Annotated in this window: 19 protein-coding genes; 17 read left to right on the top strand and 2 right to left on the bottom strand. The window is 75.3% G+C overall.

All coding sequences use genetic code 11. The features are described 5' to 3' along the window. Positions 1-40 precede the first annotated feature (40 nt). The 6 genes from ACWPWW_RS03585 (at position 41) to ACWPWW_RS03560 (ending at position 8,592) form a co-directional block, all read left to right on the top strand. Positions 41-1,258, top strand: coding sequence for an SPFH domain-containing protein (locus tag ACWPWW_RS03585; RefSeq protein ID WP_454048972.1), 1,218 nt, complete (start codon positions 41-43; stop codon positions 1,256-1,258). Positions 1,259-1,534: 276 nt separating this feature from the next. Next, positions 1,535-2,245 carry a TetR/AcrR family transcriptional regulator gene (locus ACWPWW_RS03580; protein WP_454048971.1) on the top strand — a complete coding sequence of 237 codons (711 nt, stop codon included), beginning with the start codon at positions 1,535-1,537 and terminating at the stop codon, positions 2,243-2,245. 71 nt (positions 2,246-2,316) lie between these two features. Then, entirely contained in the window at positions 2,317-4,050 is a 1,734-nt protein-coding gene (locus ACWPWW_RS03575) for an ABC transporter ATP-binding protein (RefSeq protein WP_454048970.1), read from the top strand. 59 nt (positions 4,051-4,109) lie between these two features. Then, a complete protein-coding gene (locus ACWPWW_RS03570; protein WP_454050388.1) occupies positions 4,110-6,029 on the top strand; it encodes an ABC transporter ATP-binding protein in 1,920 nt (639 codons plus the stop codon). 62 nt (positions 6,030-6,091) lie between these two features. Then, positions 6,092-7,372 (top strand): MFS transporter, encoded by a 1,281-nt coding sequence (locus tag ACWPWW_RS03565; RefSeq protein ID WP_454050387.1) that lies wholly within the window; start codon positions 6,092-6,094, stop codon positions 7,370-7,372. A 113-nt stretch (positions 7,373-7,485) separates the two neighbouring features. Further along, a complete protein-coding gene (locus ACWPWW_RS03560; RefSeq protein WP_454048969.1) occupies positions 7,486-8,592 on the top strand; it encodes a class I SAM-dependent methyltransferase in 1,107 nt (368 codons plus the stop codon). Here ACWPWW_RS03560 and ACWPWW_RS03555 read toward each other — a convergent pair. Beyond that, a complete protein-coding gene (locus ACWPWW_RS03555; protein ID WP_454048968.1) occupies positions 8,530-11,451 on the bottom strand; it encodes an AfsR/SARP family transcriptional regulator in 2,922 nt (973 codons plus the stop codon). The two genes, ACWPWW_RS03560 and ACWPWW_RS03555, sit on opposite strands and share 63 nt — an antisense overlap. A gap of 150 nt (positions 11,452-11,601) precedes the next feature. Here ACWPWW_RS03555 and ACWPWW_RS03550 point away from each other — a divergent pair, with 150 nt between their 5' ends. The 10 genes from ACWPWW_RS03550 to ACWPWW_RS03505 all read left to right on the top strand — a co-directional run bounded on the left by ACWPWW_RS03550 (position 11,602) and on the right by ACWPWW_RS03505 (position 24,230). Continuing rightward, positions 11,602-12,897 carry an amidohydrolase gene (locus ACWPWW_RS03550; RefSeq protein WP_454048967.1) on the top strand — a complete coding sequence of 432 codons (1,296 nt, stop codon included), beginning with the start codon at positions 11,602-11,604 and terminating at the stop codon, positions 12,895-12,897. 35 nt (positions 12,898-12,932) lie between these two features. Then, on the top strand, positions 12,933-13,781 hold the full coding sequence (locus ACWPWW_RS03545; RefSeq protein WP_454048966.1) for a TrmH family RNA methyltransferase: 849 nt from the start codon (positions 12,933-12,935) through the stop codon (positions 13,779-13,781). Positions 13,782-13,893: 112 nt separating this feature from the next. After that, complete coding sequence (locus ACWPWW_RS03540) at positions 13,894-14,316, top strand: YciI family protein (RefSeq protein WP_454048965.1); 423 nt, start codon at positions 13,894-13,896, stop codon at positions 14,314-14,316. After that, positions 14,313-15,545 carry an RNA polymerase sigma factor gene (locus ACWPWW_RS03535; protein WP_454048964.1) on the top strand — a complete coding sequence of 411 codons (1,233 nt, stop codon included), beginning with the start codon at positions 14,313-14,315 and terminating at the stop codon, positions 15,543-15,545. Before ACWPWW_RS03540 ends, ACWPWW_RS03535 begins: the two co-directional genes overlap by 4 nt. 108 nt (positions 15,546-15,653) lie before the next feature. Then, positions 15,654-16,652, top strand: coding sequence for a LacI family DNA-binding transcriptional regulator (locus tag ACWPWW_RS03530; protein WP_454048963.1), 999 nt, complete (start codon positions 15,654-15,656; stop codon positions 16,650-16,652). Between the two features lie 90 nt (positions 16,653-16,742). Then, the gene (locus ACWPWW_RS03525; RefSeq protein WP_454048962.1) at positions 16,743-18,107 is read left to right on the top strand and encodes an ABC transporter substrate-binding protein; all 1,365 of its coding nucleotides are present in this window, start codon (positions 16,743-16,745) and stop codon (positions 18,105-18,107) included. 85 nt (positions 18,108-18,192) lie between these two features. After that, positions 18,193-19,146 (top strand): carbohydrate ABC transporter permease, encoded by a 954-nt coding sequence (locus ACWPWW_RS03520; protein ID WP_454048961.1) that lies wholly within the window; start codon positions 18,193-18,195, stop codon positions 19,144-19,146. Next, positions 19,143-20,087: a carbohydrate ABC transporter permease gene (locus ACWPWW_RS03515; protein ID WP_454048960.1), complete on the top strand. Its 945-nt coding sequence runs from the start codon at positions 19,143-19,145 to the stop codon at positions 20,085-20,087. Before ACWPWW_RS03520 ends, ACWPWW_RS03515 begins: the two co-directional genes overlap by 4 nt. Beyond that, complete coding sequence (locus ACWPWW_RS03510; protein ID WP_454048959.1) at positions 20,084-22,177, top strand: beta-galactosidase; 2,094 nt, start codon at positions 20,084-20,086, stop codon at positions 22,175-22,177. Before ACWPWW_RS03515 ends, ACWPWW_RS03510 begins: the two co-directional genes overlap by 4 nt. A 10-nt stretch (positions 22,178-22,187) precedes the next feature. After that, entirely contained in the window at positions 22,188-24,230 is a 2,043-nt protein-coding gene (locus ACWPWW_RS03505) for a beta-galactosidase (protein WP_454048958.1), read from the top strand. 21 nt (positions 24,231-24,251) lie between these two features. Here ACWPWW_RS03505 and ACWPWW_RS03500 read toward each other — a convergent pair whose 3' ends face one another. Further along, complete coding sequence (locus ACWPWW_RS03500; RefSeq protein WP_454048957.1) at positions 24,252-24,473, bottom strand: DUF3072 domain-containing protein; 222 nt, start codon at positions 24,471-24,473, stop codon at positions 24,252-24,254. Positions 24,474-24,582: 109 nt separating this feature from the next. Between ACWPWW_RS03500 and ACWPWW_RS03495 the strand changes: the two genes are divergently transcribed. Next, positions 24,583-26,352, top strand: a complete 1,770-nt coding sequence (locus ACWPWW_RS03495; protein ID WP_454048956.1) for a BCCT family transporter — start codon at positions 24,583-24,585, stop codon at positions 26,350-26,352. The last annotated feature ends 12 nt before the right edge of the window (positions 26,353-26,364 follow it).

The raw sequence follows: 26,364 nt of genomic DNA, 5'->3' as shown, positions 1-26,364 counted from the left end.
GCACGTCGGCCCGACCCGGGCCGAGCAGGGAGGAGACGCAGTGGACGACCCGAACGTCGGCACCATCGTGGGATGGGTGTTCCTCGCCATCCTCGTGATCTTCGTCGTGGTGACCCTGGCGCGGGCGGTGCGGATCGTGCCGCAGACCGTCGCGCTGCTGGTGGAGCGCCTCGGCCGGTACCACCGCACGCTGGACGCCGGGCTGCACCTGATCGTGCCGTTCGTGGACCGGGTCCGCGCCGGCGTCGACCTGCGCGAGCAGGTGGTCTCGTTCCCGCCGCAGCCCGTCATCACGTCGGACAACCTCGTGGTGAGCATCGACACCGTCATCTACTTCCAGGTGACGGAGCCCAAGTCGGCGGTCTACGAGATCGCCAACTACATCACCGGCATCGAGCAGCTCACCGTCACGACGCTCCGCAACGTCATCGGCTCGATGGACCTCGAGCAGACGCTGACCAGCCGCGACCAGATCAACGGCCAGCTCCGCGGCGTCCTCGACGAGGCGACCGGGAAGTGGGGCATCCGCGTCAACCGCGTGGAGCTCAAGAGCATCGACCCGCCGCAGTCCGTGCAGGGCGCGATGGAGCAGCAGATGCGCGCCGAGCGCGACCGCCGCGCCGCGATCCTCACGGCCGAGGGCGTCAAGCAGTCGCAGATCCTCACCGCCGAGGGCGAGAAGCAGGCGGCGATCCTCCGGGCCGAGGGCGCGGCCCAGGCGGCCATCCTCACCGCCGAGGGCGAGTCGCGGGCCATCCTCCAGGTGTTCGACGCCGTCCACCGCGGCGACGCCGACCCCAAGCTGCTGGCCTACCAGTACCTGCAGGCGCTGCCGAAGCTCGCCGCGACGCCCGCGAACAAGGTGTGGATCGTGCCGTCCGAGCTGACCGGCGCGCTCGGCCAGTTCGTGCAGGGCTTCGCGGGCGGGTTCCCCGGCGCGGGTGCGGGTGACGCGGCGCCGAGCCGGCCCGCGGGGTCCTCGCCGCTGAGCGCCGACGACCTCCCGCCGATCGCCCTCACCGACCCGAAGGAGGCGCTCGCCGAGGCCCGTCGCGAGTCCGAGGCCGCGACGGCGGACGCGACCAGCGCGGGGACGTTCAGCGGCCGGCCGTTCGACCCGGTCGCCGAGGCCGGGCAGCGCCCGCAGCCCGGTACCCCCCGGCGCACCCAGCCGCCGGTTCCTCCGGTGCCGCCGGCGCCCGCAGCGCCGCCGCAGGACGACGCACCTCCGCAGGACGACGCACCGCCCGCGCGCTGACCCGGCCGGCGCGGACCCGCGGGCCCCGACCACGACGACGCCCGTCGCACCCTCCCGGTGCGGCGGGCGTCGTCGTGCGCGAGCCGGGCCCACGCCCGAGTCCGTGCCCGTGCCTGTGCCCGTGCCCGGGCCGCCGCCCGAGTCCGTGCCCGGGCGGCCGGTGAGGGTGCACAAACTGCGGCGATATCGCCCGGTCGCCCGGGGGTTTCTGCACCTTCGGCGCGCACCGCACCCGGGAGTGGACGAGTGAGCGCTCACTCACTTAGGATCGCCGGCGTGGACGAGGCCAGGTCCGGGCGCGCACGCCCGATGAGCCGCGACGAGCGGCGCGCGTCCATCGCGCACGCCACGGTGCCGCTGCTTGAGCAGCACGGGTCGCAGGTCTCCACGCGGCAGATCGCGCTCGCCGCGGGGGTCGCCGAGGGCACGCTGTTCCGCGCGTTCGACGACAAGGTCGAGCTGCTGACCGCCGCCGCGGAGCGGGCGCTCGACCCGACGTCCCGGGTCACCGAGCTGGACGAGCTCCCCGTCGCCGCCGACCTGGCGGCCGAGCTGGTCCAGGTCGCGCAGCTGATCGCCGCGGGTGGCCGCCGGGTGCGCCGCGTCATGCTGGCCGTGCACGCGATGCTCGCGACGGAGGAGGGCCGGCGTGCTGCGGCCGTCCGGGCCGCGCGGGGCGCCGACGTGTTCGGCCGCCCGGTGCCGGGGCACGCGCCGCGCGCGGACGAGCAGCCCGGCGACGCGCAGCACCGCCTGCACGCGCCGCACGGCCGTGACGCGCGGCTCCGCGCCATGACCGAGGTCCGCGCGGCGGTCGCCCGTCGCCTCGAGCCCCACCGCGCCGAGCTGCGCGTCGAGCCGGAGCGGCTCGCGCACCTGCTGCTCGCCACGCTGATGGGGCAGGGCCCGCCGGTCCTGCCCGACGAGGAGCAGATCCCGGTCGAGGACCTCGTCGAGGTCCTGCTGCACGGGGTCGCCCGCCCCTGACCTCCCGACGTCCTTCCCTCCGGACGCCGCACCCGCCCGCCCCGGCACCCTCGCCTCTCTCCGGGAGACCCATGCTGCTCCGCCTGCTCCGCGACCTGCTGCGGCCCTACCGCGCGCAGGTCGGCTTCGTGCTGCTGCTCCAGGTCGCGCAGACCATCGCGACCCTCTACCTGCCCAGCCTCAACGCCGACATCATCGACAAGGGCGTCGCCGTGGGCGACACCGGCTACATCCTGCGGATCGGCCTGCTCATGCTGGGCATCAGCCTGCTGCAGGTGGCGTGCGCCGTCCTCGCGGTCTACTTCGGCGCGCGGGTCGCGATGTCGTTCGGGCGGGACCTGCGCGGCGCGCTGTTCACGCACGTGCAGGAGTTCTCGGCCCGGGAGGTCGGGCAGTTCGGCGCGCCGTCCCTGATCACCCGCACCACCAACGACGTCCAGCAGGTGCAGATGGTCGTGCTGCTGACCTTCACCGTCATGGTGATGGCGCCGATCATGCTGGTCGGCGGCGTGGTGCTCGCGCTGCAGGAGGACGTCGCGCTGTCCGGGCTGCTGGTCGTCGCCGTCCCCGCGCTCGGGGTCGTCGTCGGCCTGATCGTGCGCAAGATGGTGCCGTACTTCCGGACGATGCAGGCGCGGATCGACGCGATCAACCGCGTGATGCGCGAGCAGATCACCGGCCTGCGCGTCATCCGCGCGTTCGTGCGCGAGCGCCGCGAGGCCGAGCGGTTCGGCCGGGCCAACGACGCGCTGTTCGACACCTCGCTGCGGGTCGGCCGGCTGATGTCGCTGATGTTCCCGGTCGTCATGCTGATCATGAACGTGACGAGCGTCGGCGTGCTGTGGCTCGGCGCGGGCCGGATCGACGCGGGGGAGATGCAGATCGGCGCCCTCACGGCGTTCCTCAGCTACATCATGTACATCCTGATGGCCGTCATGATGTCGACGATGATGTTCGTGATGGTCCCGCGGGCCGTGGTCTCGGCCGAGCGCATCACCGCGGTGCTGGACACCGAGAGCTCCGTCGTCCCGCCCGCCGAGCCCGTCCGGCTGCCGCAGCCGCGCGGCCGGCTCGAGCTCCGGGACGTCGAGATGCGCTACCCGGGTGCGGAGCGGCCCGTGCTGCACGGCGTCGACCTGGTGGCCGAGCCCGGGCGGACGACGGCCGTGATCGGCTCGACGGGGTCCGGCAAGACCACGCTGATCAGCCTGGTGCCGCGGCTGTTCGACGCGACCGCGGGCACCGTGACGGTGGACGGGGTCGACGTCCGCGACCTGGCGCCGCAGGACCTGTGGAGGCTGGTCGGGCTGGTGCCGCAGCGGCCCTACCTGTTCAGCGGGACGGTGGCGTCCAACCTCCGGTACGGCGACCCGGACGCCACCGACGAGGAGCTCTGGCACGCGCTCGAGGTCGCGCAGGCGCGGTCCTTCGTCGAGGAGATGCCCGAGGGGCTCGACGCCCCCATCGCGCAGGGCGGCACCAACGTGTCCGGCGGTCAGCGCCAGCGGCTGGCGATCGCGCGGGCGCTGGTCCGCAAGCCGGCGATCTACCTCTTCGACGACTCCTTCTCGGCCCTCGACTTCGCGACCGACGCCGCGCTCCGGGCCGCGCTGGTGCCGGAGACCCGGCGGTCGGCGGTCGTCGTGGTGGCCCAGCGCGTGGCCACCATCCGGGACGCCGACCGGATCGTCGTGCTCGACGAGGGGCGGGTGGTCGGCACCGGCACGCACGCGGAGCTGATGGCGACCTGCCGGACCTACCAGGAGATCGTGCTGTCCCAGATCAGCGTGGAGGAGGCGGCGTGAGCGCGCAGGAGAAGGCCCCCGCAGCACCGGCCCCGGTCCGGCGTCCTCGCGCCGGCGGCATGGGCGGCCCGATGGGCGGCATGGGCATGCCCGGCGAGAAGTCGCTGGACTTCCGGGAGTCCGGCCGGCGCCTGCTGACCGTGCTGCGCCCGGAGCGGTGGCGGCTGGCCGCGGTGGTGCTGCTGGGCACCGCGTCGGTCGCGCTCGCGGTCACCGGCCCGAAGGTGCTCGGCGACGCGACGAACGTGATCTTTGACGGCGTCGTCGGCGGGCAGCTGCCGGCGGGCGTCACCCGCGAGCAGGCGGTCGAGGGGCTCCGGGCCGACGGCCAGGACCGCCTCGCCGACATGCTCGGCGGCATGGACGTCGTCCCGGGGCAGGGGGTCGACTTCTCCCGGCTGCGGGAGCTGCTGCTCGCCGTCGTCGCCATCTACGTGGTGTCCGCGCTCTTCAGCTGGCTGCAGGGCCTGATCACCACCGGCGTCGTGCAGCGGGTCGTCCACCGGCTCCGGGGCGAGGTCGAGGCCAAGCTCGCGCGCCTCCCGCTGAAGTACTTCGACGGCCAGCCGCGGGGCGAGGTGCTGAGCCGCGTCACCAACGACATCGACAACGTGGCGCAGACGCTGCAGCAGACGCTGTCGCAGCTGATCACGGCCGTGCTGACCGTGGTCGGGGTGCTCGGGATGATGTTCTGGATCTCGCCGCTCCTGGCGGTCGTCGCGCTGGTCACCGTCCCGCTGTCCGTCGTCGTCACGGCGATGATCGCCAAGCGGTCCCAGCCGCAGTTCGTGGCGCAGTGGCGGTGGACCGGCTCGCTGAACGCCCACATCGAGGAGATGTACACCGGGCACGCCCTGGTGAAGGTGTTCGGCCGGCAGGAGCAGGCGGTCCGCCAGTTCCACGACCAGAACGACGAGCTGTACGCGGCGTCGTTCAAGGCGCAGTTCATCTCCGGGATCATCCAGCCGGCGATGGGGTTCATCGCGAACCTCAACTACGTGGTGGTCGCGGTGGTCGGCGGGCTGCGGGTGGCGTCGGGGACGCTGACGCTCGGCGACGTGCAGGCCTTCATCCAGTACTCCCGGCAGTTCACGCAGCCCATCACGCAGATCGCGTCGATGATGAACCTGCTGCAGTCCGGCGTCGCGTCGGCCGAGCGCGTCTTCGAGCTGCTCGACTCCCCGGAGCAGGAGCCCGACCCGGCCCGGCCCGCCCGGCTGCCGGCCCGCGTCGAGGGCCGGGTGGTGTTCGAGGACGTGTCGTTCCGGTACGTCGGGGACCAGCCGCTGATCGACGGCCTGTCGCTGGTCGCGGAGCCGGGGCAGACGGTCGCGATCGTCGGGCCGACCGGCGCCGGCAAGACCACGCTCGTCAACCTGCTGATGCGGTTCTACGAGATCGACGGCGGGCGGATCACGCTCGACGGCCTGGACGCGCGCGAGCTGACCCGGGACGACCTGCGCTCGCGGGTCGGCATGGTGCTGCAGGACACCTGGCTGTTCGGCGGCACGATCCGCGACAACATCGCCTACGGGGTCGAGCACGTCGACGAGGCGCGCCTGGTCGAGGCCGCCGTCGCCACGCACGTCGACCAGTTCGTCCGGGCGCTGCCCGACGGGTACGACACCGTGGTGGACGACGAGGCCGCGAACCTGTCGGCGGGCGAGAAGCAGCTGCTCACCATCGCCCGGGCGTTCCTGGCCGACCCGGCGATCCTGGTGCTGGACGAGGCCACCTCGTCGGTCGACACCCGCACCGAGGTGCTGGTGCAGCAGGCGATGAACGCGCTGCGGTCCGGGCGGACGTCGTTCGTCATCGCGCACCGGCTGTCGACCATCCGCGACGCCGACGTGATCCTGGTGATGGAGCACGGCTCGATCGTGGAGCAGGGCTCGCACGACGAGCTGCTGGCCGCCGGCGGCGCGTACGCGCGGCTGTACGCCAGCCAGTTCGCCGCCGCGGTCGCCGTGGCGGACTGACCCGCACGCGGGCCGGAGGGCCCGGTCGGCGGCGGCCGCGCGCCGCTAGGGTCGGGCGCGTGATGACGCGCACCGCGGCCGGGACGCCGCGGCTCCACCGGGACCGGTTCACCGTCAGCATGTACGGGGTGTTCGTCACCTGGGGGTGGCTGCTCTACTCGTTCAACCCCAGCGTGCCGCTGCTCGCGGAGGAGCTGGGGGTGTCGAACGCGCAGGCGGGGCTGCACGGCACGGCGATGGCGGTCGGGGCGCTGGGCGCCGCGGCGCTGACCCCGCGCGCGGTGCTCCGGCTCGGCCGGCGGACGACCCTGGTGGGTGCGTCGGTGGTGATCGCCGCGGGGATCGCGCTGCTCACGACCGGGCAGGTGCTCGCGGTGACGCTGGCGGGCATGGTCGTGGTCGCCGTCGGCGGCAACATGGCCATCAGCGCCGCGCAGGCGGGCCTCGCCGGGCACCACGGACGGTCGGCGTCCGCCGCGGTGACGGAGGCGAACGGCGTGGGGTCGGGCGTCGGCCTGGTCGGCCCGCTGGCCGTCGGCGCGTGCGTCGCCGCGGGGTGGGGCTGGCGTCCCGCGGTGGCCGTGACGGCGGTGCTCGCGCTGGCGACCGCGGTGCTCGTCCGGCGGCTGCCCCTCACCGGGGTGCTGGCCCGGTCGGGCGGCGCGGTGGCGGGTCCCGCCGGGGCCGACGGCGTGGCCGGGGCCGTGCGGGCCTCCCGCTGGTTCCTCGTGACGATCGTGGCCGCCCTCGCCCTCGAGAACGCCACGACGTACTGGGCGACCGACCTGGTGCGGGATCGCACCGGCGCCGGTGCGGGGATCGCCACGGCGACCACCGCCGGGCTGGTCGCGGGGATGACGGTCATCCGGTTCGTCGTCGGGCCGCTGTCGCTGCGGGTCTCGCCCGCCCGGCTGCTCGGGGGCGCGTTCGGCGTCGCGATCGCCGGGTGGGCCGTGCTCTGGACGGCGACCACCGCACCGGTCGCGCTCGCCGGGCTGTTCCTGGCGGGGCTCGGGTACGGGGCGCAGTACCCGCTCGGCATCGCGCTGCTGCTGGGCGCCTCCGGCGGCGCCACCGACGCGGCCCAGGCGCGCGCCACCGTGGGCGGCGGGTTGGCCATCGGCGTCGCCCCGTTCGTCCTCGGCGCGCTGGCCGACGCGGTGGGGGCGCACACGGCGTTCCTGGTGGTCCCGGTGCTGGCGGTGGTCGGCGGCGTCGCGGCGCTCGCGGGCGCGCGGGCGTGGCGCCAGGAGCGGCCCGGGGTCGCGCTCGCAGCGGGCGACGAGGCGGCAGGGGACGAGGCGGCCCGGCACGACGCGCGCGCGGACGACGCGGCCGGCTGACGACGGCTGCGACGACGGCTGCGAGGTCCGTGCGAGGTGGCTGCGAGGCACCGGGGCTTCCCTGGTCCCACGACCGACGGCACCCACGCCGACGGCGGGACCCGGAGGACCCCATGACCAGCACCACGAGCACGACCCGGCCGTCCGACCTGCTCGAGCCGGTGGGCGCGACCACCGCCGAGGTCGCCGACCGGCTGCTCGCGGCGAGCCTCGGCGCGCAGGAGCTGGCGGCGGTGCACGCCGGCGACCGGCTCGGCTGGTACCGGGCGCTCGCGGACCACGGGCCGTGCACGCCGGACCAGCTCGCCGCACTGACCGGGACGCACCCGCGCTACGTGCGGGAGTGGCTGGAGCACCAGGGCGCGGCGGGCTACGCGACCGTCGCGGACGGGGCGTTCGCCCTGACCCCCGGCGCGGCCGAGGTGCTGACGGACGGGGAGTCGGCCGCCTACCTCGCCCCGCTGGGCCGGCTGCACGCCGCGAGCGGGCGGGTCGTGGACGAGCTGCACGCGGCCTACCGGTCGGGCGGCGGGGTGTCCTGGGAGCGGCTCGGCACCGACGCCCGGGAGGGGCAGGCGGCGATCAACCGGCCGTTCTTCCTGCACGGGCTCGCCCCGCTCGTCGCCGCCGCGCTGCCGGACCTGGACGCCCGGCTGCGGGCCGGGGCCCGGGTGGCCGACCTCGGGTGCGGGGAGGGCTGGTCGTCGATCGGGCTGGCGCTGGCGTACGCCGGCGTGCACGTGACCGGGATCGACGTGGACGAGCCGTCGACGGCTGCAGCGCGGCGGCACGCGGTCGAGCACGGCGTGGCGGACCGCACGCGGTTCGTGGGGTCCGACGCGGCGGACGTCGCAGCCGGTCCGGCGGCCGGCCGGTTCGACGTCGTGACCGCCTTCGAGTGCGTGCACGACATGGCCGACCCGGTGGCGGTGCTGCGCGCGGCCCGGGTGCTGCTCGCCCCGGGAGGCTGGGTGCTGGTGGCCGACGAGCGGGTCGCCGAGGAGTTCACGGCCCCGGCGGGCCCGATGGACCGGTGGTTCTACGGCTTCTCGCTGCAGGTGTGCCTGCCGGACGGGCTCTCGCACGACCCGAGCGCGGGCACCGGGACGGTGATGCGCCCGGCGACGCTGGAGCGGTACGCCCGCGCGGCGGGGTTCTCAGCGCTGGAGGTCCTGCCCGTCGAGCACGACCTGTTCCGGTTCTACCGCCTGCACGCCTGAGGACTCCGCCAGCCGGGCGGCCGCGACGGGCAGGTCGTCGGCCGCCCCCTGCACGAGCAGCGCGGCGAGCGGGCGCCGGCCCAGGCGACGCGCGAGCTCGGCGCGGGCCTGCGCGAGCGCCTCGGCCTCGAGCCCGTAGGCCTGGGGCAGGTCGGGCGCCGTGACGGCGCCGAGCAGCAGCGCCGCGTCGGCGGGGCGGTCCAGCCGCAGCAGCAGCGGCACGACGTTGCGCAGCGCGGTGCGCAGGTGGGTCCGGTCGCCGGTCGGCGCCCACGCGCGGGCGAGGTCGAGCAGCTCGTCGAGGGCGCCGGCGGGGTCGGGCCGGCGGGCGACGGCCGCGACGGTGGCCGTGCGGGCCACCCCGGACAGGTAGCGGTTGCCGGTGCGGTCGGCCAGGTCCCGCGCCTCGGCGAGCGCGGCGAGGGCGGCGCGCGGGTCGGTCCGGGCGAGCACCTCGCCCGTGCTGAACGCGAGCCAGCCGCGGTCGGACGGCGCGGCGTAGCCCGGGTGCACCGCCCGGCGCACGGCCGCGAGCGCGGTGCTCGCCGTCAGCGGGCGGTCCCGGTACGCGGCGACCAGGGCGGCGTAGGTCAGGCCGATGACCCGGTAGTGCGGGTCGGAGGCGTGCTGCGCCTCCGTGGCGATCCGGGCGCCGAGCGCGACCGCGTCGTCCGTGCGGCCCTCGAACAGCGCGAGGTCCGCGAGGACCTCGAGGGCGTGCAGGCGGTCGGCGGGGTCGGTGGCGGTGGCGAGCGCCCGGTCGGCGCGGCGGCGTGCGCCGGCGTGGTGGCCCTGCAGCAGGGCGCGGGCCGCGAGGGCCGCGAGCACCGGCGGCGCGGACTCCCGGCCCGGCACCGGCCAGGCGAGCACGTCGGTGCGCAGCGCGTCGACCGCGTGCAGGTGCAGCGCGCGGGTCAGGCGCACCGCCAGGTCGGGGTCGTGGGTGGCGGCCCAGGCGTGCGCCAGCCGCAGGTCGGGCAGCAGCGCGGTGAGCCGGGCCCGGGCGTCGGTCTCGCCGGGGCCGCGCAGGGCCCGGTCGGCGTCGCGGGCCACGTCGAGCAGCACGGCGGCGTGCCGGGCGCGCACCGCCTCGTCCGGCGGGCCGACGACGGCGCGCACCGTCTGCAGCATCCGGTAGCGGGTACGGCCGCGGGCGTCGTCCCGGACCAGCAGCGAGGCGGAGGCGAGCTGCTCCGCGGTCCGGGCCGGGACGTCGAGCACCGTCGCGGCGAGGTCGGGCGGGCAGGCGGTCGCGAACACGGGCCAGCCGTCCAGCGCCGCCCGGGCCTCGGGCGGGAGCAGCTCGCGGGACCAGGCGACGAGCGCGGCGAGCGAGCGGTGCCGCACGGGTCCGTCACGCCGGGGCGACACCAGGCTGTCGAGCCGGGCGTCCAGCAGGTCGGCGACGTCCGGCACGCTGAGGGTCGCGGTGCGGGCCGCGGCCATCTCCACGGCCAGCGGCAGCCCGTCCAGCCGGGCGACGATCCGCTCGACCGGGTCCGTCGCCGGTGCGGCGCCGGCGCGCCCGTCGGTGACCGGCTCGCGGCCCGACGCGGCACGGGCCCGGTCGCGGAACAGCCGGGCGGCCGGCGACTCCGGGCCGGTCGCGGGCAGCGGCTCGACGAGCACCACGTGCTCGCCGGACAGCCCGAGCGGCGTGCGGCTGGTCGCGAGCACCCGCAGCGGCCCCGGCTCGGACAGCAGCAGGTCCACGCACTCGGCGACCGCGCCGGCCAGGTGCTCGCAGTTGTCCAGGACCAGCAGCACGTCCTGCGCGGCGGCCCGGGCGAGCGCGTGCGCCGGGGCGATCTCGGGGTCGGCGTCGAGCGCGGCGGCCACGGCGGCGGGCACCGCGCCCGCGTCGCGCACGGCGCCGAGCTCGACGAACCGTGGCTCCCGGTCGGCTGCGGCACGCTCGGCGGCCTCCAGGGCGAGCCGGGTCTTGCCGACGCCCCCCGGGCCGACGAGGCTCACCAGCGCCGTCCGCGCCAGCAGCGAGGTCACGGCGGCGAGCTCGGCGTCGCGCCCGACGAACGACGTGCGGTGCCGGGGGAGCGGCGCCACCGGGCGCGGCGGCGTGCTGCGGTCGCGCGCGGCGGCGTGCGCGGTCCCGGCCCGGGTCCGGCCGTTGCGGTGCCCCGTCGCCGTGGCGCGTGCCGGCGTCGGCGGCTCACCCCAGGTCGGCGACGGCCGCCCGAGGGCGAGCGCCGCCTGGTGCGCGCTGCGCAGGTCGTGCGACGGCAGCAGCCCGATCTCGTCGAGCGCCGCCGCGGCCCGCAGGTAGACCTGCACCGCCTCACCGGGCCGGCCCTCGCCGGTGCGGGCGCGGACCAGCAGCGCCCAGGCGCCCTCGCGGTAGGGATCGCCGTCCAGCGCCCGCTCGGCGGCCTCGGCGGCGCGCTCCGGGTCGTCCTCGACGAGCGCCCGGGCCAGCGCCTCGTGCGCGCTGCGCCGGGTGGCGTCCAGCCGCTCGGCCTCGGCCTGCACCTCGGGCAGGTCCGCCTCGGAGCCGAACGCCGGCCCGCGCCAGAGCGCGAGGGCGGCGGTGAGCACGTCCGCGGCCGTCCCCGGCACCCCGCGCGCCGCGTCCCGGACCGCGCGGTCGAAGCGGTCGGCGTCCAGGTCCTCCGGGTCCAGCCGGTAGCCGCCGGGCACGGCCCGCAGGTCCGGCCCCACCAGGGCGCGGATCCGCGACGCGTGGCTGTGCAGCGTGTGCTCGGAGCTGGGCGGCGGGCCGTCGGGCCAGAGCGCGGCGATGAGGCGCTCGCGCGGCACCATCGCGCCGCGGTGCGCGAGCAGGACGGCCAGCAGGGCGCGTTGACGGGAACCGCGGACGGGTTCTGCCCCGACCGCGGTCACGAGTTCCACGGGACCCAGGACCCCGTACCGCATAGGGCTGACTGTAGGGGTGCGACCGGCCCCGGCGGCAGGGGGGTGCCGGCGCCGAGGTGGGGCCGGCGGGGTACGGTGCGCTGAGTCGTCGCCCGTACCGGAAGGACCCTCTGCCGCATGAGCACCGCCGCACCGACCGCCGACCGCACGCGCGCCTCCCGGGTGCTGGACGCCGCCGACCCGCGGGCCGCGCACTGGCGCGAGCTGTACCGGGACCTGCACGCGCACCCGGAGCTGTCGGGGCGGGAGCACCGCACCGCCGCCGCGCTCGCGGCCGAGCTGCGGGCGTCGGGGCTCGAGGTCACCGAGGGCGTCGGCGGCACCGGCGTGGTCGGGCTGCTGCGCAACGGGGACGGCCCGGTCGTGATGCTGCGCGCCGACATGGACGGGCTCCCGGTGCTGGAGGAGTCGGGCGCGGAGTACCAGAGCCGGCACACCGACGTGAACCCCGCGGGCGAGGTCGTGCCGACGATGCACGCGTGCGGGCACGACATGCACGTGACGGCGCTCGCGGCCGCGGTCGACACCCTGGCCGCCGCCCGGGACGCCTGGCGGGGCACGCTGATGGTGGTCGGGCAGCCCGCGGAGGAGACCGCGAGCGGGGCGGGTGCGATGCTCGCCGACGGCCTGTTCACCCGCTTCCCGAAGCCGGACGTCGCGCTCGGTCAGCACGTCGGCCCGCTGCCCGCCGGGGTGGCGAACCACGCGCGCGGGCTGCTGATGGCCGCCGCCTGCACGCTCGACGTCACGATCCACGGGCGCGGCGGGCACGGCTCGCGGCCGTTCGCGACGATCGACCCGATCCTCACGGCGGCGTACGCCATCACGCGGCTGCAGACGATCGTCGCCCGCGAGACGTCGCCCGAGGACCCGCTCGTCGTCACCGTCGGCACGTTCCACGCGGGCACGAAGTCGAACATCATCCCGGACACCGCGACGTTCACCGTGAACCTGCGCGCCCGGTCCGACGCCTCCATGGAGCGCGCGATCGCGGCGGTGCGGCGGATCGTGGAGGCCGAGGCGGACGCCGCCGGGTGCCCGCAGCCGCCGACGATCGGCCTGCGGGAGAACCCGCCGGCGACGGTCAACACGGCCGACGTGGTGGACCGCGTGATGGCGGCGCAGGCGGCGGTCGTGCCCGACGGCGCGATCCGGCTGGCCGAGCCGCTGATGGGCTCCGAGGACTTCTCCGAGTACGGGCTGCCGAAGGGCCGGTACGAGGGGGACCCGGTGCCGTACGCGTTCTGGTTCTGGGGCGGGATGGACCCGGCCCGGTTCCCCGCGGACTACACGACCGGGTTCGCGCCGACCGTGCCGGGGAACCACACCGCGCAGTTCCTGCCGCTGGACGAGCCGACCATCGCCGCCGGTCGCCGGCTGCTGGTGGCCGCCGCGCTGGAGTTCCTGGGCTGAGCCGGCGGGCCCGCCGGCCGGGGGAGAATGACCGCGTGCCCGCGCTCGACATCGTCCACCTGACCGACCCCGACGACGAGCGGCTCGCCGACTACGTCTCCCTCACCGACGTCGCGCTGCGCTCGCGGCACGAGCCCGAGAAGGGCCTGTACATCGCGGAGAGCTCGACGGTGCTCGGCCGGGCGCTGGCCGCCGGGCACCGGCCGCGCTCGGTGCTGGTGTCGCCGCGCTGGCTGCCCGACCTGACGGCGATGCTCGAGGCCCGGGACCCGGACGGCGAGCCGGTGCGGGTCTACGTCGCGGAGCCGGCGGTGCTGGAGGCGATCACCGGCTTCCACGTGCACCGCGGGGCGCTGGCCTCGATGCACCGGCCGCCGCTACCGTCCGTCGCGGACGTGCTGGCCGGGGCCCGGGGCGGCGCGGGCGCGCGGCGGGTGGCGGTGCTGGAGGACGTCGTGGACCACACGAACGTCGGCGCGGCGTTCCGGTCGGCCGCCGCGATCGGCGTGGACGCGGTGCTGGTCACCCCCCGGTGCGCCGACCCGCTGTACCGGCGCTCGGTGCGGGTGTCGATGGGCACGGTGTTCCAGGTGCCGTGGACCCGCGTCGACCCGTGGCCCGGCGGGATCGACGTGCTGCGGGACGCGGGGTTCGTCACCGCCGCGCTGGCGCTGTCGGACGACGCGATCGGCCTCGACGTCCTCGAGGCCGACCCGCCGGAGCGGCTGGCGCTGGTGCTCGGCGCGGAGGGCGACGGCCTGAAGCCGGCGACGGTCGCGGCGGCGGACCTGACGGTGCGGATCCCGATGGCGGGCGGGGTGGACTCGCTCAACGTGGCCGCGGCGGGCGCCGTCGCGTTCTGGGCCACGCGCGTCCGGGCCTGAGTTCCGGGTACGGCCGGCACGCGCCGGTGGTTCGATGTCGAGGACGCCCGGCCCGCTCCGCTCTCCAGGTGCGGGTCGCGAGAGGCGCGGCCCCGGCACCCAGGAGACGACCATGCCCAAGTACCTGCTCCTCAAGCACTACCGCGGCGGCCCCGAGCAGCACCGCCCGTCCCCGCCGCTGGACCAGTGGGACCCCGCCGACGTGGAGGCGCACATGGCGTTCCTCGAGCACGTCGGCGAGATGCTCACGGCGAGCGGCGAGCTCGTCGACGCCCAGGCGCTGACCCCGGCGCGCACCTGGGTCCGCTACGGCGGCCCGGACGCCGCCCCGGTGACGACCGACGGCCCGCACCCGGAGACGAGCGACCTGGTCGCCGGCTGGTACATGGTGGACGTCGAGTCGCACGAGCGGGCGCTGGAGATCGCCGCGTACGTGTCCTCGGAGCCCGGGCAGGGCGGGACGCCGCTGTACGAGTGGATCGACGTGCGCGAGGTCATGTCGGGCGCGCCGGCGGGCGACGACGGGCCGGCATGACCGAGGGCCCCGGGCTGGACGAGGGCGCCCTGCGCGCCCTCGTCCCCCGGGTGCTCGCGGCCCTGGTCCGGCGCGGCGAGGACTTCGACGCCGCCGAGGACGCGCTGCAGGAGGCCCTGGTCGAGGCGCTGCGGGTCTGGCCGTCGCACCCGCCGCGCGACGCGCGGGCCTGGCTGACGACGGTCGCGACCCGGCGGCTGGTCGACGTCCGCCGCAGCGAGGTGGCCCGGCGCCGGCGGGAGGGGGCGGTCGACGCCGAGCCGGTCCGGGGTGCCGCGGAGGAGGGCGACGACACGCTGCTCCTGCTGTTCTGCTGCTGCCACCCGGACCTGGCTCCGGCGTCGCAGGTGGCGCTGACCCTGCGCGCCGTCGCGGGCCTGACGACGCGGGAGGTCGCCGACGCGTTCTTCGTGCCCGAGCCGACGATGGCGCAGCGGATCAGCCGGGCCAAGCGGACGCTGCGCGGTCGGCGCCTGGACCGGCCGGGCGACCTGGCCGTGGTCCTGCGGGTGCTGTACCTGGTGTACGCCGCGGGGCACGCGGGCCGGGTGGACCTCGCGGGCGAGGCGATCCGGCTCGCACGGCAGCTGACCCTCGCGACGGACGAGCCGGAGGCGCGGGGGCTGCTCGCGCTGATGCTGCTCAACCACGCGCGGCTGCCCGCGCGGTACGACGCGCAGGGGCGGCTGGTGACGCTCGACCGGCAGGACCGCAGCCGCTGGGACACCCGCGAGATCGCCGAGGGCGTCCGGGTGCTGCAGGCGGCGCTGACGGAGCAGCGCCCGGGCCGGTACCAGATCGAGGCCGCGATCGCCGCGCTGCACGACGACGCGGCCGCCGCCGCGGAGACGGACTGGCCGCAGGTGCTGGCCTGGTACGACGACCTGGTCGCGCTCAGCGACGACCCGGTGCGCCAGGACCCGGCGGCCGTGCTGGGACGTGCGGTGGCGGTGGGGCACGCGGTCGGCCCGGCCGCCGGGCTGCGGGAGACGGAGCGGCTGCGCGCGGTGCTGGGGGAGCGGCACCGGTGGCACGCGGTCCGCGCGCACCTGCACGAGCTGGACGGTGACCTGCCCGCGGCCGCCGCGGCGTACGCGGAGGCCGCGCACCGGGCGACGGACCTGGCCGAGCGCGACCACCTGGTCCGCCAGGCGGCCCGCGCCCGGGCCGGGCGGGCGGCCGGTGACCCGCCCGGGAGCGCCGGCGACGGAACCGTCACGCTTCGGTAACAGCCCTTGACCGCGACCGCCCCCGTGCGTTGACTACGTAGTCATCGACGTCAGGGCGGACGAACGACGGGGGACGGCGCTGTGCAGGCACCCGAGGTTGGGCGAGCGGTGGCGACCGACGTCGCGCGGGCCGCGGGCGTCTCCCAGAAGACGGTGTCCCGCGTCGTGAACAACGACCCGAACGTCAGCGCCGCCACCCGCCTGCGGGTCGCGGCGGCCATCACGGCCCTGGGCTACCGGCCGAACGCGGCCGCCCGGGCGCTGGTGACCCAGCAGTCGCGGGTGCTGGGGGTGGCGATGCCCGGGTCGGTCGACTACGGCCCGTCCGCGCAGCTGTTCGCGATCGAGTCGACCGCGTGGGAGCTCGGGTACTCGGTCGTCGTGGCCTCGGCCCAGGCCTCCGCCGTCGCCTCCTCCGCCGACTTCGAGCGCGCGATCGGCCGGCTGGTCGACCAGGGGGTCGACGGGCTGATCCTGGCCAACCCGTACGTCGACCACGGGCTGTCGCCCGACGTGCTGCGGGGGATCCCGGCGGTCAACGTGGGAGAGGCGGTCGGCCCGGCGGGCTGGCCGACCGTGACGGTGGACCAGGAGATGGGCGCCCGCCTGGCGGTCGACCACCTGCTCCGGCTCGGGCACCGGACGGTGCACCACCTGGCCGGCCCGGCGGACCAGGGTGCGGCGGTCCGGCGCGTCGACGGCTGGCGGCGCGCGCTGTCGGCCGCCGGGCGCGACGTGCCGGAGCCGCTCGTGGGCGACTGGACGGCGCGGTCCGGGTACGAGCTGGGGCGTGCCCTGGCAGCCGACCCCGCGGTGACGGCGGTGTTCACCGCCAACGACCAGATGGCCGTCGGCGCGATGCGCGCGGTGCTGGAGTCCGGCCGCGCGGTGCCCGCCGACGTGTCGGTCGTGGGCTTCGACGACAGCCCGGACGCCGGCTACCAGGTGATCCCGCTGACGACGGTGCGCCAGGAGTTCGCCGTCGGCGCGCGCCGCGCGGTGACCGGGCTCGTCGCCGCGGTCGAGGGTCGGGGCGGTGGCGACGGCGCCACGGTCCGGCTGCCGGTCGAGCTGGTGGTGCGGTCCAGCACCGGGCCGGCCCCGTAGCGGTCCCGGACCTTCCCGCGCACGACAGCTCCACCCCTGTACAGACCCAGGCGATCCCGCTTCAGCTCTCGACAGGAAGTTGGTCCGACGATGTACCGACGCAGCAGCAAGTCCCTCACCCTCGCCGCGGCCCTCGCGGGCGGCGCGCTGGTCCTCACCGCCTGCTCCGGCGGCGGGGACGACGGAGGCGGAGACGGCGGCAGCACCGCCGAGGCCGTCACCCAGGAGCAGATCGACGAGGCGCTCTCGACGCCGACCGACCTGCTGTTCTGGACCTGGGTGCCCGACATCCAGAACCAGGTCGACCTCTTCGAGGCCGAGTACCCCGACATCAGCGTCGAGGTGGTGAACGTCGGCCAGGGCGCCCCGCACTACCAGAAGCTCCGCACGGCGCTCGAGTCCGGGCAGGGCGCCCCGGACGTGGCGCAGATCGAGTTCCAGCACCTGTCCTCGTTCCGGCTCGGCGACAACCTGCTGGACCTCGCGCCGTACGGCGCGGCGGACCTCGAGGACGACTACGCCGCGTGGATCTGGGACCAGGTGTCCGACGACGGCGCGGTCTACGGGATCCCCCAGGACGTCGGCCCGCTCGGGAACCTCTACCGGGAGGACCTGTTCACCGCGGCCGGCGTCGAGCCGCCCGCCACCTGGGACGAGTTCGTCGAGGCCGCGCGCACCTACCGGGCCGCGAACCCCGAGTCCTACCTGACCAACTTCCCGGGCAACGACGGCGGGCAGTTCGTCAGCCTGCTGTGGCAGGCCGGCGCCCGGCCGTTCGCGTACGACGGCGCCGAGACGGTGACCATCGACCTCGACACGCCGGAGGTCGCGAAGGTCATCGACCTGTGGAACACGCTGGTCCAGGACGACCTGATCTCGACCGACCCCGACTTCACCGACCAGTGGTACCAGGGCCTGGCGAACGGCAAGTACGCGTCGTGGCAGGCGGCCGCGTGGGGCCCGGTGTTCCTCCAGGGCACCGCGGGGAACACGTCCGGGCTGTGGCGCGCGACCACGATCCCGCAGTGGGAGGAGGGCGAGGAGGTCTCGAGCAACTGGGGCGGGTCGACCGACGCCGTGCTGGCGTCCTCGGAGAACCCCATCGCCGCGGCCGAGCTCGCGACCTGGATCAACACGGCGGAGGAGCCGGCGCTGAAGTTCGCGACCGAGCAGTTCCTGTTCCCGGCCTACGACCCGGTCCTGGAGAACCCGACGTTCATCGACCAGGAGTCCGCGTTCTACGGCGGCGAGCAGGTCAACCAGATCTTCGCCGACATCTCCGAGACGGTGACCCCGGACTTCGGGTGGCTGCCGTTCATGGACTACGTCTACTCGTCCTACGAGGAGACCGTCGGCAAGGCGTTCGCCGACCGCACCGAGCTCCAGCCGGCGCTGGAGGCGTGGGAGGCCGACCTCGTCTCCTACGCGGAGGACCAGGGCTTCACCGTCGAGTGACCCGCCGCGGGCGGGCCGGTCCCGGCGACCGCCACGGCGCGTCGCGCGCCGGCCCGCCCGCCCCCACCGGACAGGAGGCGGACCCATGTCCACCAGCACCACCACCGCGCCCCCGGGCGCCGCCCGACCGCCGGCCCCGGCGGCATCCGGGCACCGCAGGTCCCTGAGGCGGCCGGAGATGCGCGCGGCCTACCTCTTCGTGGCCCCGTTCTTCGTGATCTTCCTGGCGATGATCGTCACGCCGCTCGTCTACTCGGGATACCTGTCGTTCTTCCGCGAGCAGCTGATCGGCGGCAACGCCTTCGTCGGGCTGGAGAACTACGTCGAGGCCCTGCAGGACCAGGCCTTCATCTCCGGCGTGCTCCGCATGGTCCGGTTCTTCTTCATCCAGGTGCCGATCATGCTGGTGCTGTCGGTGCTGTTCGCGCTGGTCCTGGACTCGGGCCGGCTGCGGCTGCAGCGGTTCGTCCGGCTCAGCATCTTCGTGCCGTACGCGGTGCCGAGCGTCATCGCGGCGCTGATGTGGGGCTACCTGTACGGACCGGACTTCGGGCCGTTCGCCCAGCTGGCCGACGCCCTGGACGTCCCGGCACCGCCGTTCCTCAGCGCGGACTGGATGCTCGGGTCGATCGCGAACATCGTCACCTGGGGATTCGTCGGCTACAACATGATCATCCTGTACGCGGCGCTGCGGTCCATCCCGACCGAGCAGTACGAGGCGGCCCGGATCGACGGCGCGGGCGAGGCCCGGATCGCCTGGTCGATCAAGCTCCCGGCGATCCGCCCGGCGCTGCTGCTGACGCTGATCTTCTCGGTGATCGGCTCGTTCCAGCTGTTCAACGAGCCGAACCTGCTGAGCAACCTCGCGCCGAACGTGATCGGCACGGCCTACACGCCGAACATCTACGCCTACAACCTGGCCTTCGTGAACCAGGAGATCAACTACGCCGCGGCGATCGCGTTCCTGCTCGGGTTCGTGATCATGATCGTGTCCTACGTGGTGCAGCTGAGCTCGCAGCGACGGGAGCGCCGCTCATGACCTCGCAACCCCTGGCCGCCCGGCCCGCCGCCGGTGCCGACGTCGTCGGCCCCCCGGCCTCGCCCGCCGCCGCCCGCCGCCGACGCCGCCCGGTCGGCGGCCGGCCGAGCACCGTGATCACGGTCGCGATGCTGGTGTGCGTCGCGTACTTCCTGCTGCCGCTGGTGTGGATCCTCATCGCGTCCACGAAGTCGAACGCCGACCTGTTCTCCAGCTTCGGGCTGTGGTTCGCGGACGACTTCCACCTGGTCGACAACCTGCGCGACGTGTTCACCTTCCAGAACGGCATCTACGCCACCTGGCTCCGCAACAGCATCGTGTACGCCGTCGTCAGCGGGGTCGGCGCCGCGGTCCTCGCCACGATGGCGGGCTACGCGTTCGCCAAGCTGCACTTCCCCGGCGGGAACCTGCTGTTCTCGGTGATCCTCGGGGCGATCATGATCCCGGCGACCGCGCTCGCCATCCCCACCTACCTGCTGTTCGCCAAGGCGCAGATCACGGACACGCCGTGGGCGGTGATCCTGCCGTCGCTGGTCAGCCCGTTCGGCGTCTACCTCATGCGGGTGTACGCGGACGGCGCCGTCGACCACACGCTGCTCGAGGCCGCTCGGGTGGACGGCGCGGGGGAGGGCCGGATCTTCGGCCGGGTGGTGCTCCGGCTGCTCGCACCGGGGTTCGTCACGGTGCTGCTGTTCCAGCTGGTCGCGACGTGGAACAACTACTTCCTGCCGCTGATCATGCTGAACACCGCGAAGTACTTCCCGCTGACGGTCGGCCTGGCGCAGTGGCAGGCCACCTCGCAGTCGGGATCCGGGTCGCAGGCGCTGTTCTCGATGGTGATCACCGGGTCGATGGTGTCGATCATCCCGCTGGTCGTGGCGTTCCTGTTCCTGCAGCGGTACTGGCAGTCGGGGCTGACGGCGGGCGGGGTGAAGCAGTGACGGCCGCGCTCCCGCACCCCGTCCTGTTCGGGGCGGCGTACTACCACGAGTACCAGCCGAGCCCCCGGCTGGAGGAGGACCTCGACCTGATGGCCGCCGCCGGGTTCACCGTGATCCGGGTGGGCGAGTCGGTCTGGTCGACCTGGGAGCCCGAGGACGGCCGGTTCGAGCTCGACTGGCTGCAGCCGGTCCTCGACGGCGCGCACCGGCGGGGGATCAGCACCGTGCTGGGCACCCCGACCTACGCGGTGCCGCCCTGGCTCGCGCGCAAGTACCCCGAGATCGCCGGCGAGCGGCGTACGGGGCAGCGGATCGGCTGGGGCGCCCGGCAGGAGGTCGACCTCACGCACGCGGCGTTCCGGTTCCACGCCGAGCGCGTGATCCGCGCGGTGGCCGGCCGGTACGCGGACCACCCGGGTGTCATCGGGTTCCAGGTCGACAACGAGCCCGGCCTGGAGCTGCTGCACAACCACGGCGTGTTCCAGTCGTTCGTGGACGACCTGCGGCACACGTACGGCGACGTCGGGACGCTGAACCGCGAGTGGGGGCTGACGTACTGGTCGCACCGGCTGTCCACCTGGGCCGACCTCTGGACGCCCGACAACAACTCCGCACCGCAGTACGACCTCGCCTGGCGGCGGTTCCAGGCCCGGCTGGTGAGCGAGTTCATCGCCTGGCAGGCCGGGATCGTCCGGGAGCACGCCCGGGACGACCAGCTGGTCACCACCTGCATCGCGTACTCCCGCCCCGGCGTGGACGACCCCGGCCTCACGGCGGCGCTCGACGTCACGGCGGGGAACCCGTACTACGCGATGCAGGACGCGCTGGAGCTGCCGTCCACCTCGACCGCGCCGCAGGGCTGGGCGACCTCCGGCGTCTGGAGCGTGCTGCACAGCGCCGACCGGATGTACTCCTCGAAGCAGGCGCCGTTCCTGGTCACCGAGACCAACGCGGCGGCGATCGCGGGGCCGTCGACCAACTTCCCGGCGTACGACGGCCAGTGGCGCCAGGTGGCGTGGGCGATGGTCGCCCGCGGCGCGCGGATGATCGAGTACTGGCACTGGCACACGCTGCACCACGGGGCGGAGACCTACTGGGGCGGTGTGCTGCCGCACGACCAGCGGCCGGGCCGGGTGTACGAGCAGCTCGCCGCGCTGGGGGCGGAGCTGCGGACGGCCGGCGAGGTCGTCGACGGGCTCACCCCGGACGCGCAGGTCGGTCTGCTGTACTCGAACGCCTCGAAGTGGGGGCTGGCGTTCCAGCCGTCGCTGGCGGTCGGCGCGGAGCCGGACCCCCGGTCGTACGAGCACATCGTGGAGGCGTTCGCGCGCGGGGCGTTCGACGCCGGGGTCGGCGTGCGCGTGCTGCACGACGTCCAGCTGCTCGACGGCACCGACCCGGCCGTGCTGGCCCGCGAGCTGCCCGTGCTGCTGGTCCCCGCGCTGTACGTCGCGCCGGACGCGCTGCTCGACCGGCTCCGCGCGTACGCCGAGGCGGGCGGTCACCTGGTGCTCGGCCCGCGCACGGCGTACGCGGACCACGAGGCGCGCGCGCGGCTCGACCGCAAGCCCGCCCGGCTGGCCGACGCCGCCGGCGCGTCCTACCAGGAGATCAGCAACCTCGGCGCGCCGGTCGCCGTGCGGTCCGCCGGCCGCGGGCTGGAGCTGCCGGCGGACGCGCGGGCGACCGGGTGGGTGGACGGGCTGGTCGCGGAGGGCGCCGACGTGCTCGCCGGGTACGAGCACCCGCACCACGGGCGGTGGGCGGCCGTCACCACGGCGGCGCACGGCTCCGGGCGGGTGACGACGGTGGGCACGGTGCCGGACGACGCGTTCGCCCGGGCGCTGCTCGCCTGGCTCGTGCCCGACGGCGACGACCCGTGGCGTGCCGCGGCCGCGCAGCCGGTCACCGTGCTGTCCGCCACGTCCGGGGCCGGTGCCCGGCTGCGGTTCGTGCACTGCTGGTCGTGGCAGCCGGCGACGTTCGTCGTGCCGGTCGCGGTGACCGACGCGCTCACCGGGACCGCGCTCGCCGCCGGCGACGCGATCGAGCTCGGGGCCTGGGACGTGCGCGTCCTGGTCGAGGACTGAGGGGGGACCCATGCAGCGCTGGATCCGGTGGCCGGAGGGCCTGCACGAGCGCACCGCGCGCGAGGGGCCCGACGGGCCGATCGCCTTCGGGGGCGACTACAACCCGGAGCAGTGGCCGGAGGAGGTGTGGCAGGAGGACGTCGCCCTGATGCGGGAGGCCGGCGTCAACCTGGTCACGGTCGGCGTGTTCTCCTGGGCGCGGCTGCAGCCCACGCCGGACACCTGGGACTTCGGCTGGCTGGACCGGGTGCTGGACCTGCTGCACGAGCACGGGATCGCCGTCGACCTCGCCACCGCGACCGCCTCGCCCCCGGCCTGGCTGACCAGCGCGCACCCGGAGATCCTGCCGGTCGACCGGCAGGGGCACGTGCTGGACCAGGGTGGCCGGCAGGCGTGGTCGCCCAGCGCGGAGGTCTACCGCACGCACTCCCTGCGGCTGGTCGAGCGGATGGCCGAGCGGTACGGGCAGCACCCGGCGCTCGCGCTGTGGCACGTGTCGAACGAGCTCGGCTGCCACAACGGGCGCAGCTACGGCGAGCTGGACGCGCAGGGCTTCCGGGCCTGGCTCCGTGCCCGCTACGAGGACCTGGACGCGCTCAACGCCGCCTGGGGCACCGACTTCTGGAGCCAGCGGTACGGGACGTGGGAGGAGATCCGGCCGCCGCGCGTGGCGCCGTCGTTCAGCAACCCGACCCAGCAGCTGGACTTCGCGCGGTTCTGCTCCGACGCGCTGCGGGACCAGCTCCGTGCCGAGACGGCGGTGCTGCGCCGGTACACGCCGGACGTGCCGGTGACCACCAACTTCATGGTGATGGGCCACTTCTCCGACATGGACTACGCCACCTGGACCGACGACCTGGACCTCGTGTCGAACGACTACTACGTGCAGGCGGCCGACCCGGACGGGCACGTCGCGCTGGCGTTCTGCGCCGACCACGTGCGCGGGCTCGCCGGGCGGCAGCCGTGGCTGCTCATGGAGTCCTCGACCAGCGCCGTGAGCTGGCAGCCCGTGAACGCGGCCAAGCCGGTGCACCAGCTCCGCCGGGAGAGCCTCACGCACGTCGCCCGCGGCGCGGACGGGGTGCTGTTCTTCCAGTGGCGGGCGGCCCGCGCGGGGGCCGAGAAGTACCACTCCGCGATGCTGCCGCACGCCGGGACCGACTCGGGCCTGTGGGAGGGCGTCGTGGGGCTGGGCGCGGACCTGCGGCGGCTGGCCGAGGTCACCGGGTCGACGCTGACCTCACCGGTGGCGCTGGTCGTCGACTACGAGTCGGGGTGGGCCGCCGAGCTGGACGCGCACCCGAGCGCGCTGCTCCGGTACCGGGAGACCGCCGAGCGCTGGTACCGGGCGCTGTGGGAGGCGAACATCGGCGTCGACGTGGTGCCGCGCGGCACGGACCTGACGGGGTACCGGGCGGTGCTCGCGCCGATGCTGCACCTCGTGACGGACGCGGACGTCGAGGCGCTGGAGCAGGCCGCCGCGTCCGGGGCCGAGGTGCTGGTCACCTACTTCTCGGGGACCGTCGACGAGCACGACCACATCCGGCTCGGCGGGTACCCGGGCGCGTTCACCGACCTGCTGGGGGTGCGCGCGGAGGAGCTCCGGCCGCTGCTCCCCGGGCAGACGGTGCGGGTCCAGGGCGAGCTCGCGGACGGGGCGACCGGGACGCTGTGGTCCGAGCCGGTCGCGGCGTCCGACGCCGTGGTCCGCGCGCGGTACGCCGACGGCCCGTCGGCGGGCTACGCGGCCGTGACCCGCGCCCCGCGCGGCGCGGGCGGTGCCTGGTACGTCAGCACCGACCTGGACCACGCCGGCACCCGGTCCGTGGTCGGCGCGCTGTGCGACGCCGCGGGCCTCACGGCCCCGGTCGCGGCGACCCCGGGGGTCGAGGTCGTGGTGCGCCGGTCGGCGGCGGCCGAGTACGTGTTCGCGATCAACCACACCGCCGCGGACGCGACCGTCGAGTCCGGGGGCACCGACCTGCTGACCGGCCGGCAGCACGAGGGGACCGCCGCCGTCCCGGCGCACGGGGTGGTGGTGCTGCGTCGGTAGCCCCGGTCGTGGCCGGCAGCGTCAGGCGCCGCGGCCGGTCGTGCCCTGGAGGCGGTCGATCAGCTCGGAGGCCTGGGCCTTGGTGATGTCGTCCGGCACCTCCTCGCCGGCCTCGCGGGCGAGCGTGTGCAGGTAGGACCGCTGCGGCCCGGTCATCGGCTCGTCGCCGGTGGTCCAGTCGGCCGGGTCCTTCGTCGCGTCGGTGGTGGGGTCGGTGCCGGGTCCGGGAGTCGTGTCGCTCATGCGGCCACGCTAGGTGGGGTCCCGGCGGGCTGCACGGTGGGCGCCCGCGTGCCAGGCTGGATCGCCGTCCGATCGCGACCCACGTCCCGACCCGATCCACGAGGTGCCTGTGACGACCCCGACCGCTCCGCCGAGCGTGCCGACGACCGACCGCCCCACCACGGGCCGAGGCCCCTGGGGGACCTCGCGCGCCGTGTTCTGGGGGTCCGCGGCCGTCGTGCTCGTCGTCTCCGGGCTGACGATCGCGTTCCCGGCCGCCGCCGGCACGGTCGTCGAGCGCGTGCAGTCCGACGTGATCAGCGCCTTCGGCTGGTACTACGTGCTGATCGTCGCGGGGTTCGTGGCCTTCGCCGTCTGGCTCGGCGTCGGCCGCTGGGGCGACATCACGCTGGGGCAGGACGACGACGTGCCGGAGTACCGCCTCGGCACGTGGTTCGGCATGCTGTTCGCGACAGGGATGGGCATCGGGCTGGTCTTCTGGGGCGTCGCCGAGCCGCTCAGCCACTACGCGAACCCGAAGCCCGGCGTGTCGGGCACGCCGGAGCAGCTCGCGCAGACCGCGATGACGCAGACCTACCTGCACTGGGGCCTGAGCGCCTGGGCCATCTACGTCGTGGTCGGCCTGGCGCTGGCGTACACGGTGCACCGCAAGGGCCGGCCGGTGTCGATCCGGTGGGCGCTCGAGCCGCTGCTCGGGGACCGGGTGCGCGGCCGGCTGGGCGACGCGATCGACATCACCGCGGTCGTCGGCACGATCTTCGGCGTGGCGACGTCCCTCGGGCTCGGGGTGCTGCAGATCACGGCGGGGCTCGACCACATCGGCATCGTGCCGTCCTCCGTCGGCCTGCAGGTGGTGCTGATCGTGGTCATCAGCGGGTTGGCCACCCTCTCGGTGGTCTCCGGCCTCGACCGCGGGCTGAAGTGGCTGTCCAACATCAACGTGTCGTTCGCGGGCGTGCTGCTCGTCGCGGTGCTGCTGCTCGGCCCCACGCTGTTCCTGCTGCGGGAGTTCGTCCAGTCCATCGGCGCGTACCTGGCGGGCGTCGTCCCGCTGATGTTCAACGTCTCGGCCTACGCCGGCGCGGAGGGCGAGGCGTGGCAGGCCTCGTGGACCACGTTCTACTGGGGCTGGTGGATCTCCTGGTCGCCGTTCGTCGGCGTGTTCATCGCCCGGATCTCCCGCGGGCGCACCGTGCGGGAGTTCGTGGGCGGCGTGCTGCTGGTCCCCACGATCGTCTGCTTCCTGTGGTTCTCCGTGCTCGGCGGCACCGCCCTGCACCGGCAGCTGTTCGGCGAGGGCGGGCTGGTGGGCCCGGGCGGTGAGGTCGTGCCCGAGAACGCGCTGTTCGACGTGCTGACGGGCCTGCCCGGCGGCACGGTCCTGTCCGCGGGCGCGATCATCCTGATCGCGCTGTTCTTCATCACCTCGGCCGACTCCGGCGCCCTCGTCGTGTCGATGCTGGCCGCAGGGGGCGACCCGCACCCGCGGACGCCGCTGCGGATCGTGTGGTCCGCGCTGGGCGGCGTGCTCGCGATCGCCCTGCTGCTCGCCGGCGGGCTGTCCGCGCTGCAGACGGCTGCGGTGCTGATCGCGCTCCCGTTCAGCGTCGTCATGATCGGCATGGTCGTGGCCACGTCCCGGGCCCTGCACGCGGAGCACACCGCGGTGCTGCGGGCCGAGCGGCGCCGCGCGCGGGAGGCGCTCACCGCGCAGGTCTCCGCGCAGCTGGCCGCCGAGGTCGGGCAGCACGTCGACGCGCACCTCGACCAGCTCGACGGCGAGGCACCCTCGGCACCGTCGGCACCGTCGGCCCCCGCACGCACCGGCCCGCCCGCCCGCCGCCCCCACCTCCGCCGGCCCGGCCGCCGCGGCGAGTGACGCCCGGGGGCG

Source organism: Cellulomonas sp. Marseille-Q8402, from assembly GCF_965119525.1.
This window is presented reverse-complemented; position numbering and strand designations above follow the sequence as displayed.

What these genes read in the sequence shown, in the direction of transcription:
- ACWPWW_RS03575 (WP_454048970.1), top strand. Translation starts at nt 2,317, where the DNA reads ATGCTGCTCCGCCTGCTCCGCGACCTGCTGCGGCCCTACCGCGCGCAG.
- ACWPWW_RS03570 (WP_454050388.1), top strand. Translation starts at nt 4,110, where the DNA reads ATGGGCGGCCCGATGGGCGGCATGGGCATGCCCGGCGAGAAGTCGCTG.
- ACWPWW_RS03565 (WP_454050387.1), top strand. Translation starts at nt 6,092, where the DNA reads ATGACGCGCACCGCGGCCGGGACGCCGCGGCTCCACCGGGACCGGTTC.
- ACWPWW_RS03560 (WP_454048969.1), top strand. Translation starts at nt 7,486, where the DNA reads ATGACCAGCACCACGAGCACGACCCGGCCGTCCGACCTGCTCGAGCCG.
- ACWPWW_RS03550 (WP_454048967.1), top strand. Translation starts at nt 11,602, where the DNA reads ATGAGCACCGCCGCACCGACCGCCGACCGCACGCGCGCCTCCCGGGTG.
- ACWPWW_RS03540 (WP_454048965.1), top strand. Translation starts at nt 13,894, where the DNA reads ATGCCCAAGTACCTGCTCCTCAAGCACTACCGCGGCGGCCCCGAGCAG.
- ACWPWW_RS03535 (WP_454048964.1), top strand. Translation starts at nt 14,313, where the DNA reads ATGACCGAGGGCCCCGGGCTGGACGAGGGCGCCCTGCGCGCCCTCGTC.
- ACWPWW_RS03525 (WP_454048962.1), top strand. Translation starts at nt 16,743, where the DNA reads ATGTACCGACGCAGCAGCAAGTCCCTCACCCTCGCCGCGGCCCTCGCG.
- ACWPWW_RS03520 (WP_454048961.1), top strand. Translation starts at nt 18,193, where the DNA reads ATGTCCACCAGCACCACCACCGCGCCCCCGGGCGCCGCCCGACCGCCG.
- ACWPWW_RS03515 (WP_454048960.1), top strand. Translation starts at nt 19,143, where the DNA reads ATGACCTCGCAACCCCTGGCCGCCCGGCCCGCCGCCGGTGCCGACGTC.
- ACWPWW_RS03505 (WP_454048958.1), top strand. Translation starts at nt 22,188, where the DNA reads ATGCAGCGCTGGATCCGGTGGCCGGAGGGCCTGCACGAGCGCACCGCG.
- ACWPWW_RS03500 (WP_454048957.1), bottom strand. Translation starts at nt 24,473, where the DNA reads ATGAGCGACACGACTCCCGGACCCGGCACCGACCCCACCACCGACGCG.